Source organism: Neopoerus faecalis (assembly GCF_029218125.1).
GTDB lineage: Bacteria > Bacillota > Clostridia > Oscillospirales > Oscillospiraceae > Oscillibacter > Oscillibacter faecalis_A.
Genome location: NZ_JARFXX010000005.1, coordinates 148,441 through 167,566 on the forward strand (window position 1 = coordinate 148,441; position 19,126 = coordinate 167,566).

16 protein-coding genes and 1 tRNA gene are annotated in these 19,126 nt (G+C 55.4%); 16 read left to right on the forward strand and 1 reads right to left on the reverse strand.

The features are described 5' to 3' along the window. Positions 1-487 precede the first annotated feature (487 nt). From PY311_RS07850 to PY311_RS07880, 7 genes are all read left to right on the forward strand, one after another. Positions 488-1,639, forward strand: a complete 1,152-nt coding sequence (locus tag PY311_RS07850) for a tyrosine-type recombinase/integrase (RefSeq protein WP_286148126.1) — start codon at positions 488-490, stop codon at positions 1,637-1,639. A 488-nt stretch (positions 1,640-2,127) separates the two neighbouring features. Further along, complete coding sequence (locus PY311_RS07855) at positions 2,128-2,286, forward strand: binding-protein-dependent transport permease (RefSeq protein ID WP_118524181.1); 159 nt, start codon at positions 2,128-2,130, stop codon at positions 2,284-2,286. Positions 2,287-2,340: 54 nt separating this feature from the next. Further along, complete coding sequence (locus tag PY311_RS07860; protein WP_055060928.1) at positions 2,341-2,577, forward strand: hypothetical protein; 237 nt, start codon at positions 2,341-2,343, stop codon at positions 2,575-2,577. Positions 2,578-3,803: 1,226 nt separating this feature from the next. Beyond that, positions 3,804-4,958, forward strand: a complete 1,155-nt coding sequence (locus PY311_RS07865) for a tyrosine-type recombinase/integrase (RefSeq protein ID WP_286148128.1) — start codon at positions 3,804-3,806, stop codon at positions 4,956-4,958. Between the two features lie 579 nt (positions 4,959-5,537). Then, a complete protein-coding gene (locus PY311_RS07870) occupies positions 5,538-6,563 on the forward strand; it encodes a VanZ family protein (protein ID WP_286148129.1) in 1,026 nt (341 codons plus the stop codon). Between the two features lie 101 nt (positions 6,564-6,664). Beyond that, the gene (locus tag PY311_RS07875) at positions 6,665-7,267 is read left to right on the forward strand and encodes a Type 1 glutamine amidotransferase-like domain-containing protein (RefSeq protein ID WP_286148130.1); all 603 of its coding nucleotides are present in this window, start codon (positions 6,665-6,667) and stop codon (positions 7,265-7,267) included. 1,218 nt (positions 7,268-8,485) lie between these two features. Continuing rightward, positions 8,486-9,637: a tyrosine-type recombinase/integrase gene (locus tag PY311_RS07880; RefSeq protein WP_286148131.1), complete on the forward strand. Its 1,152-nt coding sequence runs from the start codon at positions 8,486-8,488 to the stop codon at positions 9,635-9,637. A 117-nt stretch (positions 9,638-9,754) separates the two neighbouring features. On the opposite strand, the gene PY311_RS07885 is transcribed toward PY311_RS07880, so the two are convergent. Continuing rightward, positions 9,755-9,831 (reverse strand) — tRNA-Arg (locus PY311_RS07885). Positions 9,832-9,995: 164 nt separating this feature from the next. Here PY311_RS07885 and PY311_RS07890 point away from each other — a divergent pair. The 9 genes from PY311_RS07890 to PY311_RS07930 all read left to right on the forward strand — a co-directional run bounded on the left by PY311_RS07890 (position 9,996) and on the right by PY311_RS07930 (position 19,114). Continuing rightward, on the forward strand, positions 9,996-10,586 hold the full coding sequence (locus PY311_RS07890) for a hypothetical protein (RefSeq protein ID WP_286148132.1): 591 nt from the start codon (positions 9,996-9,998) through the stop codon (positions 10,584-10,586). A gap of 425 nt (positions 10,587-11,011) precedes the next feature. Continuing rightward, positions 11,012-11,326, forward strand: coding sequence for a hypothetical protein (locus PY311_RS07895; RefSeq protein ID WP_286148133.1), 315 nt, complete (start codon positions 11,012-11,014; stop codon positions 11,324-11,326). Between the two features lies 1 nt (position 11,327). Beyond that, entirely contained in the window at positions 11,328-13,256 is a 1,929-nt protein-coding gene (locus PY311_RS07900) for a V-type ATP synthase subunit I (RefSeq protein ID WP_286148135.1), read from the forward strand. Positions 13,257-13,289: 33 nt separating this feature from the next. Next, on the forward strand, positions 13,290-13,808 hold the full coding sequence (locus PY311_RS07905; RefSeq protein ID WP_434059938.1) for a V-type ATP synthase subunit K: 519 nt from the start codon (positions 13,290-13,292) through the stop codon (positions 13,806-13,808). A gap of 25 nt (positions 13,809-13,833) precedes the next feature. Then, positions 13,834-14,418 (forward strand): V-type ATP synthase subunit E, encoded by a 585-nt coding sequence (locus tag PY311_RS07910; RefSeq protein ID WP_286148136.1) that lies wholly within the window; start codon positions 13,834-13,836, stop codon positions 14,416-14,418. A gap of 13 nt (positions 14,419-14,431) precedes the next feature. Beyond that, positions 14,432-15,433: a V-type ATPase subunit gene (locus tag PY311_RS07915; protein WP_286148137.1), complete on the forward strand. Its 1,002-nt coding sequence runs from the start codon at positions 14,432-14,434 to the stop codon at positions 15,431-15,433. Positions 15,434-15,445: 12 nt separating this feature from the next. Further along, positions 15,446-15,763, forward strand: coding sequence for a V-type ATP synthase subunit F (locus PY311_RS07920; protein WP_286148138.1), 318 nt, complete (start codon positions 15,446-15,448; stop codon positions 15,761-15,763). A 193-nt stretch (positions 15,764-15,956) separates the two neighbouring features. Continuing rightward, complete coding sequence (locus tag PY311_RS07925; RefSeq protein ID WP_286148139.1) at positions 15,957-17,729, forward strand: V-type ATP synthase subunit A; 1,773 nt, start codon at positions 15,957-15,959, stop codon at positions 17,727-17,729. Then, on the forward strand, positions 17,726-19,114 hold the full coding sequence (locus PY311_RS07930) for a V-type ATP synthase subunit B (protein WP_286148140.1): 1,389 nt from the start codon (positions 17,726-17,728) through the stop codon (positions 19,112-19,114). Before PY311_RS07925 ends, PY311_RS07930 begins: the two co-directional genes overlap by 4 nt. Positions 19,115-19,126 lie beyond the last annotated feature (12 nt).

Genomic DNA, 19,126 nt, shown 5'->3' on the forward strand with positions numbered 1-19,126 from the left:
ATAAAGAGAGGTGCCCCTAATCGGGCACCTCTCAGCCACAAAGCCCCGCAGTGCGGGGCTTTCCGGGGTTTTGAAACCGCAGTCTAAGGTGTACCTTGGCGGGCGTTTTCGCAGTCGTTGGTGAACATGAGGGGTGAAAAAGGCCCGTAACAGCGGACTTTTCAAGGTGACCGTTCCGCAGGCGTTTGAGAAATTTCCCGTTTTCAACCACCAGAAAAAGTGATTTTATGCAGCGGCGATTTTCAGCGCAGATCGTACATATTTTGCGCCGCTGTAGTCAATGAAAAGAGACTTTCAACCGTCCAAAAATCGCACCGCTGTAACTAAAGAGAACGCCTCCGGCAGCGCAAAAATTGCGCCGCAATAGTCAAAGATAAGGCGGCGCGGCTCCGATGGGGCAAATGATAACTTTCTGATAACAGTTCGGCTTTTCGGTAGCTTTGTTCCCTTGGTTACGGTATTGTTCGTTGCGAAAGGGGCTGATACCATGCCGAAAAGACGAGCGAACGGGGAAGGGAACATCCGCAAACGAAAGGACGGTCGATGGGAGGGCCGGTACACAGTCGGACACGATCCCGAAACAGGGAAGTCCATCATCAAGAATGTTCTCGGCAAGACGCAAGCGGAAGTAAAAGAAAAACTGAAAAAAGCCATCGAGGAAAACGTCGGTATCGACTACGGACGGGCCAAGGCCTACACCGTGGGAACATGGCTGGAAGTTTGGATGGAAAACTACGCAAAAATCAAGCTGCGCCCGTCCACGTTCAAGACCAGCCAAGGCTTCCTCAAGAACCACATCAAGCCGCAGATCGGCGGCATCCCGCTGGCAGACCTGACTTCTCTGGACTTGCAGCGATTCTACAAGCACCTGCTGGACGGTGGCCGAGTAGACCGCATCGAAGCGAAAAAGAAACCGAAAGGTCTGGCACCCAAGACGGTGCGGAATATCCACCAGATGATCGGCTCGGCGTACAATCTCGCCATCGAGCAGAAGTTGGTAACCCGCAATCCAACGCAAGGCTGCGCCTTGCCGAAAGTCGAACACAAGGAGATGCGGACGCTGACCGCCGACCAACTCAGCACCTTCTTCCAAGAAGCCAGGGACAGCGGCGTGTATGAACTCTACTACCTCGACCTCGTAACGGGATTGCGCCGGGGCGAACTGCTGGGTCTAAAGTGGACGGACATAGACCTCGAACATAACGCAGTCAAGGTGCAGCGGGCCATTTCCCGGCAGAATGGCAAAGTAGTCGAAGCCCCGCTGAAAACAAAAAACGCCTACCGCACCCTGCCGTTGTCGGCAGACGCAATAGACGTACTAAAAATGCAAAAGTGCAAGATCGGAAATAGCGAATGGGTGTTCCCGTCACCCACCGGAGGCCCCATGTCACCAGACAGCGTCCTGCACATGCTCCAGCGGGTGCTGAAACGGGCAGGGCTGCCCCGCATCCGATTCCACGATCTCCGCCATACCTTCGCGACGATGGCCCTGCAAAACGGCGTGGACGTGAAAACGGTGTCCTCGATGCTGGGCCACTACTCGGCGGGTTTTACGCTGGACACCTACGCCCATGTGACCACCGACGCACAGCTCAAGGCGGCGCAAACGATGGGGAACATCCTCTCCCGTGCGGTATAGACCTTTCCGCTACCCGCTCCCGTTGGGGTCAGCGTTTGGGTCAGAAAAAAGCGGCGTCCGAAAATGGCAACTTATAAAAAGCAAAAGTCCTCGAAATCAGACGATTTCGAGGACTTTTGGTACGCCGTGAGGGATTCGAACCCCCGGCCTTCTGGTCCGTAGGTTGTCTCAAGCACAAATCGGAGTCGTTTCGGCTCCGATTTGTGCTTTTTGCCATCATTCGTTCGGCGGATTTTCCATTGTTTCCGTCCAGCCCTGCCCGTTCCAATTCCATTCTGGGTCAAAACTGGGTCAAGCGCAGTCCAGCCGAATACCGTTGACCTCCAGAGTGGAATTGATTTATATTGAGCGAGGAAGTCCGGGCAGAAAACTGTTCGGATTTTTCTCATATATTCCAAAGTTGCGGTAGAATTGGTCACAATGTAGTGGTATAATTTGAATACGAAAAGTGAGCAACAAATCGGAATTTGACAAAGGAGTGTGATTATATGGGTAAAGCGATTTTGGCAGCAATTGTTACATTGATTGTTGGTTATTTAGGTACGGTCGTAGGACTTGAACTTTTAGGTAATTGGTATGAGTTTGGATTGCTCATTGCTATTGCAGTAATGGGTGCTTTTATCATCTACTTCAATGACAAGAAGTAAGACAACTTCCAGTTTTTGAAACTGAGAAATCGCAATTTAAGGAGGCAAAGTACAATGAAAAAAGCTATTATTATGATGATTGTGGTATTTGCTTTAGTTGTTTGGCCGTTCAGCGGTGTGTGGCAGCTCTTGTCTGGCATCATTGGCGGTGGAGTCCGAGAATCCTTTATTTATCCGATTTATGGTGGAATTATTCTTCTTTCAGGTATTATAGTCGTTTGTACTGAACTCATTCTGGAAGAAATCAAATCGTTAAAAGACGATATAAAAGATAAAAAAGAAGGATGCTGACAACTTCCAGTTTGCTGAACTTATCGTACCATAACGCAAAAGCGTTTGCAACTGGAACTGCCAACAGAAAATTCTGTGTATTCGCAAGAAAATAAGAATCGTGCGGGGAACTACGCCCACCTGACCTCAGAAAACGGCAGAGTTTGCTATTTTAAGCCACGGCCACGCAGGGTTTCCGAAACGTGTGGAACGCTCCGAGGGTAGTGATACCACCCCCACCTCGCACGTTCAGAAAGCACTGCGCACAGAGTGAAAAAACAGCAACATCACCAAGTTGCAAACAGATCATGCAGCCCAGCGGGGCCGCGACGCCTCGGAACAGCGACACGCATAAGCGCATCGCTGTTCCGAAGGCTTTCTGCGTTCTTTGGGAGCACCCCCGACCAAGCCCCAAAAGCGGCAAAACTTGCCGTTCTGATACCCGGTCCGGGGATGTTGGTGAACGTGCGGAACGCTCCGAGAGTAGTGATACCACCCCCATCCGAAACGCCCCCTGTTTCGGCGTGTAAGCCGCTGTGTGCGATCCTTCTCCGAAAGCCGAGTGTGTACCCGCTTTCACCCGTGAAAGCGAACGTGGGCTGTTTGTGCGAGAGGCTGAAAAATGCGATGAAAAGCGGTTTGGGACGGAGTTGTAGCGGTAACTTTTTGGCGATAGTTGCGGGAACGGTTTTGGACGAAAAACCGAACTTTACAGGAAGGTTTTTCAAGTGGCGAAGGCCGTTCGATTTTAGCACAAGATAAAGAGAGGTGCCCGTAATTGGGCACCTCTCGGCCTCAAAGCCCCGCAGTGCGGGGCTTTCCGGGGTTTTGAAACCGCAGTCTAAGGTGCACCTTGAAAGGTGTTTTCGCAGTCTTGGGTGAACGTCAGGCACGGAAAAGGCCCGTGACAGCGGACTTTTCAAGGTGACTGTTCCGCAGGCGGTTGAGAAATTTGCCGTTTTCAACCACTCAAAAAAGTGCTTTTTGTGCAGCGGCGATTTTCAGCGCAGATCGTACATATTTTGCGCCGCTGTAGACAATGAAAAGAGACTTTCAAGCGTTCAAAAATCGCACCGCTGTAACAAAAGAAGAACGCCTCCGGCAGCGCAAAAATTGCGCCGCAATAGACAAAGATAAGGCGGCGCGGCTCCGAGGGGCAAATGATAACTTTCTGATAACAGTTCCGCTTTTCGGTAGCTTTGTCCCCTTGCTTACGGTATTGTTCGTTGTCGAAAGGGGCTGATACCATGCCAAAGCGACGAGCAAACGGCGAGGGCAACATCCGCAAACGAAAGGATGGTCGCTGGGAAGGACGCTACACCGTCGGTCACGATCCGGAAACTGGCAAGGCCATCATCAAAAACGTCCTCGGCAAGACGCAAGCGGAAGTAAAAGAAAAACTGAAAAAAGCCATCGAGGAAAACGTGGGCATCGACTATGGACGGGCCAAGACCTACACGGTGGGAACATGGCTGGAGGTCTGGATGGAAAACTACGCAAAAATCAAGCTGCGCCCATCGACCTTCAAAACCTCGCAAGGCTTTCTGAAAAACCACATCAAGCCACAGATCGGCGGCATCCCGCTGGCAGACCTGACCTCTCTGGACTTGCAGCGGTTTTACAAGCACCTGCTGGACGGTGGCCGGGTAGACCGCGTCGAAGCGAAAAAGAAGCCAAAAGGACTGGCACCGAAAACCGTCCGCAACATCCACCAGATGATCGGCTCAGCGTACAACCTCGCCATGGAGCAGAAGTTGGTAACCCGCAATCCGACACAGGGCTGCGCCCTGCCGAAAGTCGAACACAAAGAGATGAAAACGCTGCCCTCGGATCAACTCAGCACCTTTTTCCAAGAGGCCAGGGACAGCGGCGTGTACGAGCTCTACTACCTCGACCTTGCCACCGGACTTCGGCGCGGCGAACTGCTGGGACTGAAGTGGACGGATGTGGACTTCCAGCACGGAGCACTGAAAATTCAGAGAGCCATCTCTCGGCAGAATGGCAAAGTAGTCGAAGCACCGTTGAAAACGAAAAACGCCTACCGCACACTGCCATTGTCGGCAGACGCGATAAGCGTTCTGAAAATGCAAAAGTGCAAGGTGGGTAGTAACAGCGAATGGGTGTTCCCGTCACCAACAGGAGGCCCCATGTCGCCGGACAGCGTCCTGCACATGCTGCAAAGAGTGCTGAAACGGGCGAGTCTACCGAGAATACGCTTTCATGACCTGCGCCACACCTTCGCAACCATGGCACTCCAGAATGGCGTGGACGTGAAAACGGTGTCATCAATGCTCGGCCACTACTCGGCGGGCTTCACGCTGGACACCTACGCCCACGTCACTACCGACGCGCAGCTCAAAGCGGCGCAAACGATGGGGAACATCCTCTCCCGTGCTGTCTGACGGTTTCCGCTACCCGCTCCCGTTGGGGTCAGCGTTTGGGTCAGAAAAAAGCAACACCCTAAAAACGGAACTTATGAAAAGCAAAAATCCTCGAAATCAGACGATTTCGAGGATTTTTGGTACGCCGTGAGGGATTCGAACCCCCGGCCTTCTGGTCCGTAGGTTGTCTCACGCGCAAATCGGAGCCATTTCGGCTCCGATTTGTGCTTTTTACCACCGTTCGCTCGGCGGATCTTCCATTGTTTCCGTCCAGCCCTGCCCGTTCCAATTCCATTCTGGGTCAAAAGTGGGTCAGACACGGTGCACCCGCACCCACGCCAACAGCGTCTCGTCGTCCATCGCGCCGGAGGCGACAGCCAGACCGACCTCGACGACCTCGTCGTTAGCGCAGTCCAGCCGAATACCGTTGACCTCCAGAGCAGAATTGATTTACGATTGAGCGAGGAAGGTCGGGCAGAAAACTGTTCGGACTTTTCTCATATAGTCCAAAGTTGCGGTAGAATTGTTCACAAGTTTTATGGTATAATTTGAATGCAAAATTGAGAAACAAATCCCGATTTCTTGAGGGAAGGTGATAGTATGAATTATATGATAAAAGGTATACAAGCACTTAAAGAATCGTTTTTCTTAGGTATCATAATTTATATTGTTATTTTTGTGTTGCTGTATCTTTTCAAAAAACGCAGAACTATCTCATGGAATTATATGTTTGAGGGAATATTCTGCATTTACTGCGTTACGCTTCTCAACCTAACGGGGATTTTCACACTAAGTTATAGTCTGAATGGTCCTTTCAATTATAATTTGCTTCCGTTTATTGGGAGTTCTATTGTCCCTATATTGCTTAACTTCGCTTTGTTTTTTCCTCTTGGCTTTTTGTTGCCGCTTATTTTTCGTTCCTGTAGAGGGAATTGGAAAAAGGTGGCGATTATTAGCGGTTTAATCTCATTCTTGATTGAACTATTACAGTTGTTTGGCGGCAGATATGCGGAAATGGAAGATTTTCTAATCAATACCTTGGGCGGATTTTCAGGCTATATTGTCTGTACCGCCATATGCGAAAGAAAGACAAATCGCCGAAAAGCAGTTGTTTCCATTGTTACACTATGTTTGACCCTTGCACTTTGTTTGATTGGAATTTATGCAGTGGGGGACAATGAAAAGCAGCTACCGGATGGACTGTCTGCTGTCGAAAATAGCATTGCTGAAATCAATGTTTATTCTGAGGGAGAAGAACGGAGCATTAGCATTGATTCCTATCAATACCGCTCTTTTGCAAGTCAGATTTCCAATTGCGGCGGTCATTTGCTGGAAATCCAAAAAACTTCTGAAGGTGAAATTTGGAATGATACAGACTGCTTTATCGAAATAATATATACTGCTGACCAGACGATAAAGTTTGAAAATGCTGAGAATTTCTCCATTGAACGTGCTGACAGACTTTTATATAATGCCGACAAAAATGTTCTATATTGGGGTGAGGCAGGTTATCAGAACTGTTTGGACTATACAAAAATGAATGAAGAAATGCAGGCACATAAAGAAGAAATATTGAAAGGATATGAAGAGTTGTCTACTTCAATTCGTGATTGCTTTAACCAGTAACAATTTCAGCTTTCTGTGCGGCCTTTATGAAGGCGGCCTGATGGAGCAGGCAATAAGGAAGTAAAGATGCGACAAATTTCAATTTATTAAGGAGGATATGGATGAAACTGTTTTTATGTTCGCACTTTTCAAGTGTAGGAAGTTTGATAAAAGAAGAAATTGATAACAAGAAAGTCGCATTTATTCCCACAGCTTCGCTGCGTGAAGGCTATACCGGTTATGTCGGCTCGGCTCGAAAGCTATTCAATAAACTGGGAGCAGCCGTAACTGAAATTGATATTTCAACGGAGGCTTATTTAACGATACAGTCTGTTTTTGAAGATGTGGATGTGATATATTTTACTGGTGGAAATTCTTTCTTCCTTATGGACCAGCTCCGTAAAACGGGAACGGATGAGCTATTGAAGAAGGAATTGGAAAAGGGAAAACTGATGATCGGTGAATCGGCAGGTGCGATTATATGCGCTCCAACTATCCAATATATTGAACAAATGGATGAAAAGCCGGAGGACTACTCACAAGAAGATGATGCAGGGCTTGATTTGATTGATTTCTATGTTCTTCCGCATTATCTTACAGCACCATTTAAGAAAGTTACCGAGAAAATAATGACTGAATTTTCGGATTTGAATCTATCCCCAATTAACAACCGTCAGGGAATTGTAATTGATGGTGAAGGTTCAAAGGTTGTTTGCAAAGACTAATTTGAAAGTTCCGGTTTGTCGAACTTATCGTACCATAACGCAAAAGTGTTTGCAACTGGAACTGCCAACAGAAAATTCTGTGTATTCGCAAGAAAATAGGAATCGTGCGGGGAACTACGCCCACCTGACCTCAGAAAACGGCAAATGAGCCGTTTTGACAAGCGGCCGTCCGGCGTTTCGAGAACACGCAAAGCACGCCGAGGGTAGTGATACCACCCCCACCTCGCACGTTCAGAAAGTACTGCGCACAGAGTGAAAAAACAGCAACATCACCAAGTTGCAAACAGATCACGCAGCCCAGCGGGGCCGCGACGCCTCGGGACAGCGACGCGCATAAGCGCATCGCTGTCCCGAAGGCTCTCTGTGTTCTTTGTGAGCACACCCGGTCAAGGCCCAAAAGCGGCAAAACTTGCCGTTCTGATACCCGGCCCGGGGATGTTGGTGAACGTGCGGAACGCTCCGAGAGTAGTGATACCACCCCCCATCCGAAACGCCCGTGTTTCGGCGTGTGAGCCGCTGTGTGCGATCCTTCTCCGAAAGCCGAGTGTGTACCCGCTTTCACCCGTGAAAGCGAACGTGGGCCGTTTGTGCGAGAAGTTGAAAAGTGCGATGAGAAGTGGTTTGAAACAGCGTTGTAACGGTAACTTTTTGGCGATATTCGTGGAAGTGGATTTGGGCGAAAAGCCGAACTTTACAGGAGGGTTTATCGAGCAGTGAAGGCCGTTCGATAAAAGCACAAGATAAAGAGAGGTGCCCGTAATTGGGCCCCTCTCAGCCTCAAAGCCCCGCAGTGCGGGGCTTTCCGAGGTTTTGAAACCGCAGTCTAAGGTGCACCTTGAGAGGCGTTTTCGCAGTCGTAGGTGAACGTGAGGGGCATCAGGCCCCCGTGACAGCGGACTTTTCAAGGTGGCCGTTTCGCAGTCAATCAGCAAAACCGCCGTTTTCAACTGCTCAAAAAAGTGATTCCAAGCAAGATCAATTTTCGGTACAGATCGTGCATATTTTGCGCCGCTGTAGACAATGGAAAGGGCTTCTTGACCGTTCAAAAATCGCACCGCTGTAACTAAAGAGAACATCCCCAGCAACGCAAAAATTGCGCCGCAATAGTCAAAGATAAGGCATCCAGCGAAAATGATAACTTTCTGATAACAGTTCGACTTTCGGGTAGCTTTGTTCCCTTGGTTACGGTATTGTTCGTTGGCAAAGGAGGCTGATACCATGCCGAAAAGACGAGCGAACGGGGAAGGGAACATCCGAAAACGAAAGGACGGACGTTGGGAGGGGCGGTACACAGTCGGTCACGATCCGGAGACAGGCAAGGCCATCATCAAAAATGTCCTCGGCAAGACGCAAACGGAAGTAAAAGAAAAGCTGAAGAAAGCCATCGAGGAAAACGTCGGCATCGACTACGGACGGGCCAAGACCTACACGGTGGGGAGTTGGCTGGAGGTCTGGATGGAAAACTACGCAAAAATCAAGCTGCGCCCATCGACCTTCAAAACCTCACAAGGCTTTCTGAAAAACCACATCAAGCCGCAGATCGGCGGCATTCCGCTGGCAGACCTGACTTCTCTGGACTTGCAGCGGTTCTACAAGCACCTGCTGGACGGCGGGCGGGTTGACCGCATTGAAGCGAAAAAGAAACCGAAAGGTCTGGCTCCCAAAACGGTGCGGAACATCCATCAGATGATCGGCTCGGCGTACAACCTCGCCATGGAGCAGAAGTTGGTAACCCGCAACCCGACACAGGGCTGCGCCTTGCCGAAAGTCGAACACAAGGAGATGAAAACGCTGACCGCCGACCAACTCAGCGCCTTCTTCCAAGAAGCCAGGGACAGCGGCGTGTACGAGCTCTACTACCTCGACCTCGCCACGGGATTGCGTCGGGGCGAACTGCTGGGGCTGAAATGGACGGACATCGACTTTGAACGCAAAATGGTTAAGGTGCAGCGGGCCATTTCCCGACAAAACGGCAAGGTGGTCGAGGCACCGCTGAAAACGAAAAACGCCTACCGCACACTGCCCCTGTCGGCAGACGCGATAAGCGTTCTGAAAATGCAAAAGTGCAAGGTGAACAACAGCGAATGGGTGTTTCCCTCGCCAAGCGGAGGCCCCATGTCGCCGGATAGCGTGTTGCATATGCTCCAGCGGGTGCTGAACCGGGCGGGGCTGCCCCGCATTCGATTCCACGATCTCCGTCATACCTTCGCAACGATGGCCCTGCAAAACGGCGTGGACGTAAAAACGGTGTCCTCGATGCTCGGTCACTACTCGGCGGGGTTCACACTGGACACCTACGCCCACGTTACCACCGACGCGCAGCTGAAAGCGGCGCAGACGATGGGGAACATCCTATCTCGTGCTGTCTGATGCTTTCCGCTACCCGCTCCCGTTGGGGTCAGCGTTTGGGTCAGAAAAAAGCGGCACCCTAAAAACAGAACTTATGAAAAGCAAAAGCCCTCGAAATCAGACGATTTCGAGGACTTTTGGTACGCCGTGAGGGATTCGAACCCCCGGCCTTCTGGTCCGTAGCCAGACGCTCTATCCAGCTGAGCTAACGGCGCATACTGCTTTGCTCAAACAGCTTATTAAGAATAGCACATCCTTTTTGAAAATGCAAGCCTTTTTTTGAAATTTTATCACTTTTTTTGAGGGCCTTGTAATGCGGCGGCGATTTTGCTATAATCATTTCATAAAACAGCGGAAAAACGCGGAAAGCGGTGCGGATATGGAACAAAACGCGATCAAGACAGTTGCCTTCGGCGGCTTTGACAAAGAAGATGTGGCCCGGTGTATTGAGAAGCTCTCGCAGGAGACCGAAGCGGTTCGGAGCGAGCGGGATGCCCTGCAGGAGCAGGCGGACCGGCTGACGCAGGAGGCGGAGACGCTGCGGGAGCAGGTACAGGCCTTAACGGCGGAGCGGGACCGGCTGGCGGAGGAGGCGGAGCGCCTGCGGCCGCTGGAGGCGGAGACCGCTCAATTAAAAAAAGAGCTGGAGACCCTGCGGCCGGACGCTGAGGCCCACGCCATGCTGCGGGGACAGGTAGGGGCCATTGAGTGCGAGGCCCGGCAGCGGGCAGCGGAGCTGGAGGAGCGCAGCGCAGAGAAAATGCGGAAGGCTACTGACCTGTTCCACCAGCAGTACCAGACACTGATGAGCACCTTTGAGACTGCCTCTGTTCACATGACGGCGGAGCTGCGGAAAATGGAGGTATCTCTGGCGCAGCTTCCCCGGACCATGGACCAGACCGGCGCGGAGCTGAACCAGTTGGCGGCGGTGCTGGATAAGGCTGCCCGTCAGGAAAGTGCGGAAAAGTAAAGGAAATGAAAGAGCACAAAGAGGGAAACCTCTCTGTGCTCTTTTTATTTCAATCATGTGTTTTTATGGAAAAAACAGGCGAAAAACGCATAAAACCACAGTGCGGCAGCGGGGAGAAAAAGTGTTTTAAGAGAAGTCAACTCAAACAGTATCATACTACGGAAAAATGGAAAAAGTAAGATGAATCTGTTTGGGATTTTAGATGAAGGAAGGGGGGACTTCTTGTACAAAAGAGCGAAAGTGCCAAAATTCGGGAGGGACCCGCTTGTTTTCACCGCGTTAAAATTTTATACTGTGAGTAACCGGCAAAGAACGGCTCTCAATAAGCAAAAACACCGGGAACGCTTGCTGAAGGTGCCGGGAGGGAAGGAAAACAGAGGCCGGTTTACGGTCATATACAGATGAAGGCGAAAGAAGGTGAGACAATGTCCTTGGAAGCGATGAAACAGATCACAGCGGCGGAGCAGGCGGCGAAGGAGCGCCGCGCCGCGGCCGAAGCGGAGGCTCGCCGGCTGACCGCCGAGGCGGAAAAAGCCGGTCAGGCTTTGCTGCAAAAGACCCGCGCCGATGCGGAGGCACAGGGCAAGGCGGGACTTGCGGCGGCAGAGGAACGGGCGGCAGCCCGGGCCGCAGAGATCGCGCAGGCGGCGGAGCAGGAGAGCGCACGGCAGCGCAAACAGGCGGAGGCGCGTATGGACGCTGCCGCCGAGTTGATCGTAGAAAGGGTAGTGAAACGCTGAGATGGCCATTGTTAAAATGAAAAAGCTCCATGTGATTGCAATGGCGGATCGCAGGGAGGCACTGCTGAAGGGCTTGCTGCATTTGGGCTGCGTGGAGATCAGTCAGCCGGAGGAAGTCTTGTCCGACCCGGAATGGGCAGCGCTGTTCCGGCGGAGCGAGACACTGCTGACCCAGCGGAAGGCGGAGCTGACGGATGTGGACACGGCGCTGGCGGCCATCGGACAGTACGCGAAGCTGAAGAATGGCCTGTTCATCAAGCGGCACCCCATTACGGAGGCGGAATTTTTGGACGCCGGGGCGGCGGAGCGGGCCAAGGCGGCCTGCGAGGCTGTCCGGGAGCAACTGGGCATCTTGATGCGGGCCAAGACCGAGGAGGGACACATCACGTCCCAAATCGCGGCGCTGACGCCGTGGCGGGAGCTGGACCTGCCCTTAGAGCAGACCGGCACCGCCCATACGATTTTCCGCATGGGCGTCTGCCCCGGGCAGACGGCCACCGGCGCCCTCCGCACACAGATGGAGGCAGAGGGACTTGCAGCGGAGCTATATGAGATCGGCGCGGATAAGCTGCAAAAATATCTGCTGCTCATCGTCCACCGGGCGGATGAGGAGCGGACGCAGGAGCTGCTGCGGCCCTTCGGCTTCAGCGCGGTGCGCTTTTCGGGGCTGACCGGTACGGCGGCGGAGAATCTCCGCAGCTTGGAAGCGGAATTGGCGGCGTCCCGCAAGACGCAGAGCGACGCCGAGGCGGCCATTGCCGCCGGTGCGGAGAACCGGGACGCCCTGCGGGCCTATGCCGACCGGCTCCGGGCCGAGGCGGCCAAGGAGCGGTGCGCCGGGGATATCCTGACGGATGAAACGGTGCTGTTTTTCCAAGGCTGGGTCCCGGCGGAAAGGGAGAGCGCAGTGGGCGCGTTCCTGACGGAAAACGGCTGCGCGTGGGAGACACGGGACCCCACGGAGGAGGAAATTCCCGATGTGCCGGTACAACTGAAAAATAACTGGTTCACAAAGCCGCTGAACATGGTCACGGAGATGTACTCCCTGCCCCGGTATGACAATGTGGACCCCAACCCACTGATGGCGCCGTTCTTCATTTTCTTTTACGGTGTTATGATGGCGGATATGGGCTACGGCCTTATCATGTTCCTTGCGGGGTTCCTTATTACAAAGAAGTATCACCCCAAGGGGACGATGGGGAACCTGTTCGGACTGATGACGCTCTGCGGCGTCAGCACTTTTATCATGGGCGCCCTCACCGGCGGCTTCTTCGGAGATTTTCTGACGCAGGCGGTAAAGCTCACCACCGGGCGGGACTTTACACTCCCCTCGGTCTTTACCCCACTGAATGACACGCTGATGATTTTGGTGGCGTCCATGGGCGTGGGCCTTATTCAGATCATCACCGGCATGGCCATCAGCTTTATCCGCAAACTCCGGCGCGGACAGCTCATGGACGCCGTGTGGGAGGAGCTGACATGGTGGATCGTGTTTGCCGGAATCGGCCTTATGGCTGCGGGCGTTACAAACCTTGTGCTGTATCTTGGCATTGCGATGGTAATTTTGGGGCCGGTGCTGACCAACAAGGGCTTTGGAAAAATCACCGGCATTTTCGGCTCCCTTTATAATCATGTGACCGGGTATTTCGGAGACATCCTCTCCTATTCCCGTCTGATGGCCCTGATGCTGGCGGGCAGCGTCATCGCGCAGGTGTTCAACACGCTGGGCGCCATTCCCGGCAACCTTATCGTGTTTGTACTCATTTCGCTGGCGGGCAACGCGCTGAACTTCGCGCTGAACCTGCTGGGGTGCTATGTGCATGATCTGCGGCTTCAGTGCCTGGAGTATTTCGGAAAATTCTACGAGGACGGCGGAAAGCCGTTCCGGCCCCTTGCGGCGGATACCAAATACGTTGACATTCAAAAGTAAAGAAATATCGAGGAGGAAATTACAATGACTGACATGACACAATATGTGGAAGCAATGCAGAATGTGGGCTGGCTGGGTACCATCGGCGGTCTGGCGCTGGCGCTGCTGGGCGCGGGCCTTGCGGCCGTGCTCTCCGGTATCGGCTCCGCCAAGGGCACCGGTATGGCCGGTGAGGCGGGCACGGGCCTTTTGTGCCAGGACCCCAGCAAGTTCGGCAAGGTCATGATTCTGCAGGTCATCCCCGGCACGCAGGGCCTGTACGGCCTTGTGGTGTGGTTCTTCGCCATCTTCCGCATGGGTCTGCTATCCGGCACGCTGCCCCAGCTCACCGTGGCGCAGGGAATGCAGTATTTTGTGGCGTGCCTCCCCATGGCGCTGGGCGGCCTGTTCTCCGCTATCGCGCAGGGCCGCGTGGCTGCCGGCTCCATCAACATTCTGGCCAAGAAGCCTGACGACTGGTCCAAGGGCATGGTGCTGTGCATCACCGTGGAGTTCTACGCCATTTTGTCCCTGCTGGCCTCCATGCTGATGATCATCAATATCAGCAAGTAAGCCCCAATAGAAAGGGGATTCTGACATGAACGGAATTGATACCATTCTCCGGCGGCTGGACACCGACGCCAAGGCGGAGGCGGACGCCGTTTTGAAAAAGGCCCGGCAGGAGGCGGCAGACATCACCGCCCGCTATCAGGCGCAGGCGGCGCAGGAGGCTGCCCGGCTGGCCGCCCGGAACGAAAAGGCGGCGGAGGAGCGGGAGGAGCGCCTTGTCAGCGCCGCACAGATGGAAGGGCGCAAGACAATCCTTGCCGCAAAGCAGACGGTGATGGAGCAGGTTTATGACAAAGCGCTGGAAAAGCTGCTGAGCCTGCCCCGGACGCAGTATATCGAGGTGCTGGCGGCACTGCTGGCACAGGCGTCCCCCGAGGGCCGGGGCGAGGCCATCTTCTCCGCAGCCGACCGGGAAACGGCAGGACAGGCGGCGGTGGATGCCGCCAACGCCAAGACCGGCGGTCATCTGATGATCTCCGCCGAAACGGCGCCGATTCGGGGCGGCTTCCTTCTGCGCCAGGGCAGTGTGGAGGTCAACTGCGCCTTTGAAACGCTGGTGCGGCTCCAGAAAACGGAAACGGCAGGGCTGGTAGCCCGGAAGCTGTTTGACTGAGGAGGGGGGAGCTTTGGCAAGAATCAAGGACACGGATTATCTGGCCATTTCCGCCCGCGTCCGGGCCATGGAGACAACGCTGATGACGCCGGAGCGCATGGAGCGGCTTTTGGAGGCCCGCAGCGAGGATGAGGTCACGCGGCTTTTGCAGGACTGCGGCTATCCGGCGCTGGACGCCGCCCGGCCGGAGCGCATGGACGCGGCGCTGTCCGAGGCCCGGGAGGCATTGCTGGCCGATTTGGGCGGCAGCGCGCCGGACGCCGGATTTATCGATATTTTCAAGCTGAAATATGATTACCATAACGCCAAGGCCGTTTTGAAGGCCGCTGCCGTGGGAACGGACCCGGCGCGGATGTTTATGGACATGGGCCGCATTCCGGCATCGGAGCTGAAGAGCGCCATGGAGAGCAGCGAACTGGATACGCTGCCCGGTCTGCTGCCGGAGGCTGTGGCCGAGGCGAAGAACGTGCTGGACACCACCCGCGACCCGCAGTTAAGCGACATCACGCTGGACGGTTGGATGTACCGGGATATGGCCCGGACAGCGGAGCGCACCGGCAGCGCGTTCCTCCGGGGCTACGTGGCGGCACAGATAGACGCCGCAAATTTACGCAGCCTGATTCGCACCCTGCGGATGGGGAAAAACGCAGGCTTCCTTGCGGGCGCGCTCCTTGAGGGCGGCGAAACGGAGCCGGCGGCGCTGCTGGCCGTGGCGGAAAACGGCGGCAGCGGCCTTGCGGAGCTGTACGCCCCCACACGGTTCGCCGCTGCGGCGGAGGCGGGCGCGGCGGCGCTGAAGGGCGGTACGCTGACGGAGTTTGAAAAGCAGTGCGATGACGCCGTGACGGAGTACCTCTCCGGCGCGCAGATGGTTCCCTTCGGGGAGGCGCCGCTGCTGGCCTATCTTGCGGCGCGGGAAACGGAGTACACCAATCTCCGCATTGTACTCATGGGCCGCGCCGCCGGACTGGACGCGGACACCATCCGCTCCCGGCTGCGCCGCGGAATCGGTTAAGGAGGGAGACACATGGCAGCAGTATATTCCATCGCCGTGGTAGGCGATTGGGAGTCCGTGATGGGCTTTCGGGCACTGGGACTGGACACCTATCCCGTCACCTCCGTGGAGGAGGCGCGGAAAACCGTCCACGAGCTTGCCAAAACGGACTGTGCGGTGATCTACCTCACCGAGACGCTGGCAAAGGATATGGCCGATGTGCTGGAGCGCTACAAGGATCAGCTTCGGCCTGCCATCATCCTCATTCCCGGACGGGAGGGCTCCTTTGGAATCGGCATGGCCAACATCCAGAGCGCCATTGAGCGCGCTGTGGGCGCGGACATTCTGTAAGAAATGAAAGAGGGGATTGCCCCCCACTTTAAATTTTCCCACTGGTGAGCTCCGTTCACTGGTGTGTGCGTCATGGGGCGCACGGGCCGTGGTGCTTTTACCGCGCACAGATTGCGGCAAAAAGATTTCAACGGCGGGGGAAAGCAACCCTATTTATCCCTTCTGTAAATTTGAAGAAAGAAGGTTATCGAATTTGAGCGGCAGAGTTGTAAAGGTATCCGGGCCGCTGGTGGTGGCTACCGGACTGGCGGACGCCAATATGTCCGATGTGGTCCGTGTCGGCCCCCAGCGCCTGATCGGCGAAATTTTGACCATGAAGGGCGACACCGCCAATATTCAGGTCTATGAGGAGACCTCCGGCCTTGGCCCCGGCGCCGTGGTGGAGACCACCGGCGCACCTATGAGCGTGGAGCTTGGCCCCGGCATGATCGAGGGCATTTATGACGGTATCCAGCGCCCGCTGGAAAAGATCGTGGAAAAGGTGGGCGCGTGTATCACCCGCGGCGTGGAAGTCCCCGCCGTGGACCACGAGAAGAAGTGGGAGTTCAACGCGGTGGCCAAGGTGGGCGATCAGGTCATCGGCGGTGACATCCTGGGCACGGTCCAGGAGACGGCCGTTGTGCTCCATAAGATCATGGTGCCGCCCACCATGCGCGGCACCATCACCTCCATCCAGAGCGGCTCGTTCAACGTGACGGAGACCATCGCCACGCTGAAAACGGAGGACGGAAAGGAAGTCCCCCTGACCATGCTCCAGAAGTGGCCCGTCCGTGTGGGGCGGCCCTATATGAAGAAATATCCCCCCAAGCGGCCGCTGTGCTCCGGCCAGCGAATCATCGACACCATGTTCCCCATTGCCAAGGGCGGCACGGCGGCAGTCCCCGGCCCCTTCGGCTCCGGCAAGACCGTGGTGCAGCACCAATTGGCCAAGTGGGCGGATGTGGATATCGTGGTCTACATCGGCTGCGGCGAGCGCGGCAACGAGATGACGGACGTTCTGCGGGAGTTCCCGGAGCTGAAGGACCCCCGCACTGGCGAAAGCCTGATGAAGCGGACAGTGCTCATTGCCAACACCTCCGATATGCCCGTGGCCGCCCGGGAGGCCTCTGTGTACACCGGCATCACCATCGCGGAGTATTTCCGGGACATGGGCTATGATGTGGCGGTCATTGCCGACTCCACCTCCCGCTGGGCTGAGGCTCTGCGTGAGATGTCCGGCCGGCTGGAGGAGATGCCCGGCGAGGAGGGCTATCCCGCGTATCTGGCCTCCCGTCTGGCTCAGTTCTACGAGCGGGCCGGCAGCGTGGAGTGCATCGGCTCCGACGAGCGCCGGGGCAGCCTGACGGCGGTGGGCGCCGTGTCCCCTCCCGGCGGCGACCTGTCTGAGCCGGTTTCTCAGGCCACCATGCGAATCGTCAAGGTGTTCTGGGCGCTGGATTCCTCCCTTGCCTATAAGCGGCATTTCCCGGCCATCAACTGGCTGAATTCCTATTCTCTGTATCTTGACTCCCTGAAGCCGTGGTTCGATGAAAACCTCGGTCCCGACTTCATGCAGGACCGCACAAAGGCCATGGGTATTTTGCAGAGCGAGGCCAGCCTGAACGAGATCGTGCAGCTGGTAGGTAAGGACGCGCTGGGCGCCGCCGATCAGTTGACGCTGGAGGTGGCCCGGATGGTTCGGGAGGACTTCCTGCAGCAAAACGCCTTTATGGACGTGGACAGCTTTTCCGATTATAAGCGGCAGAAAGAGCTGCTGGCTATGATTTTAAGCTATGATTCCCTGTGCCGGGACGCTATCGCCAAGGGCGCGAATGTAACGGAGCTGTTCCAGATTCCTGCCCGTGAGCAGATCGGCCGGGCCAAGAGCGTGCCTGCCGACCAGTATGAGACGGTCTACGCGCAGCTTCGCGCCGACATGGAGCGGCAGATCGCCGACATCGCGGCCAAAGGAGGGGACGAGGAATGATTCGGGAATATAAAACAGTCGAGGAGATCAGCGGCCCCTTGATGATGGTCCGCATGGTGGAAAATGTCACCTATGACGAGTTGGTGGAGATCGAACTGCATGACGGCTCCGTCCGCCGGGGCAAGGTGCTGGAGGTCAACGGCGACGCGGCGGTGGTACAGCTTTTCGAGTCCGCTGCCGGCATCAACCTTGCGGACGCCAAGGTGCGCTTTCTGGGCCATCCCTTGCAGTTAGGCGTGTCCGCCGATATGCTGGGCCGCGTGTTCAACGGCATGGGCCAGCCCATTGACGGGGGCCCGGACATTCTCCCGGAGGAATACCGGGATATCAACGGCCTTCCCATGAACCCCGCCGCCCGGGATTATCCCAACGAGTTTATCCAGACCGGCGTTTCCACCATTGACGGTCTGAACACGCTGGTGCGGGGCCAGAAGCTCCCCATTTTCTCAGGCTCTGGCCTGCCCCATGCCAATCTGGCGGCGCAGATCGCCCGTCAGGCCAAGGTGCTGGGGGACGAGGATTCCAACTTCGCCGTGGTGTTCGCCGCCATCGGCATCACGTTTGAGGAATCTGAGTTCTTTGTCAGCGAGTTCAAGCGCACCGGCGCTATTGACCGTACCGTGCTATTCAGCAACCTTGCCAATGACCCCGCCGTGGAGCGTATCTCCACCCCCCGTATGGCCCTGACCGCCGCGGAGTATCTGGCCTTTGAAAAGGGAATGCAGGTGCTGGTCATCATGACGGATATTACCAACTACGCCGAGGCGCTCCGTGAGGTCTCCGCCGCCAAGAAGGAGGTCCCCGGTCGCCGCGGCTTCCCCGGCTACCTGTATACCGACCTGGCTACGCTCTACGAGCGGGCGGGCCGCCGGCTGGGAAATCCCGGCTCTATCACTCTCATCCCCATTTTGACCATGCCGGAGGACGATAAGACCCACCCCATCCCTGACCTGACGGGCTATATCACCGAGGGGCAGATCATTTTAAGCCGCGCTCTGTACCGGCAGGGCATTCACCCGCCGGTGGACGTGCTGCCCTCGCTGTCCCGTCTGAAGGATAAGGGCATCGGCGAGGGCAAGACCCGGGAGGACCACGCGGGCACCATGAACCAGCTCTTTGCGGCTTACGCCACCGGCAAGGACAATAAGGAGCTCATGAGCATTCTGGGCGAGGCGGCCCTGACGCCTACGGACCTGCTGTACGCCAAGTTTGCCGATGAATTTGAAAAGCGCTATGTCAATCAGGGCTATGAGGAGAACCGCTCCATTGAGGAAACGCTGAATCTGGGCTGGGAGCTTTTGAGCATCCTGCCGAAAAGCGAGCTCAAGCGCATCAAGCCGGAGCTGATCGAAAAATACTGGCCGAAAAAGGACGAGCAGAAATAAGGAGGGGTGAGC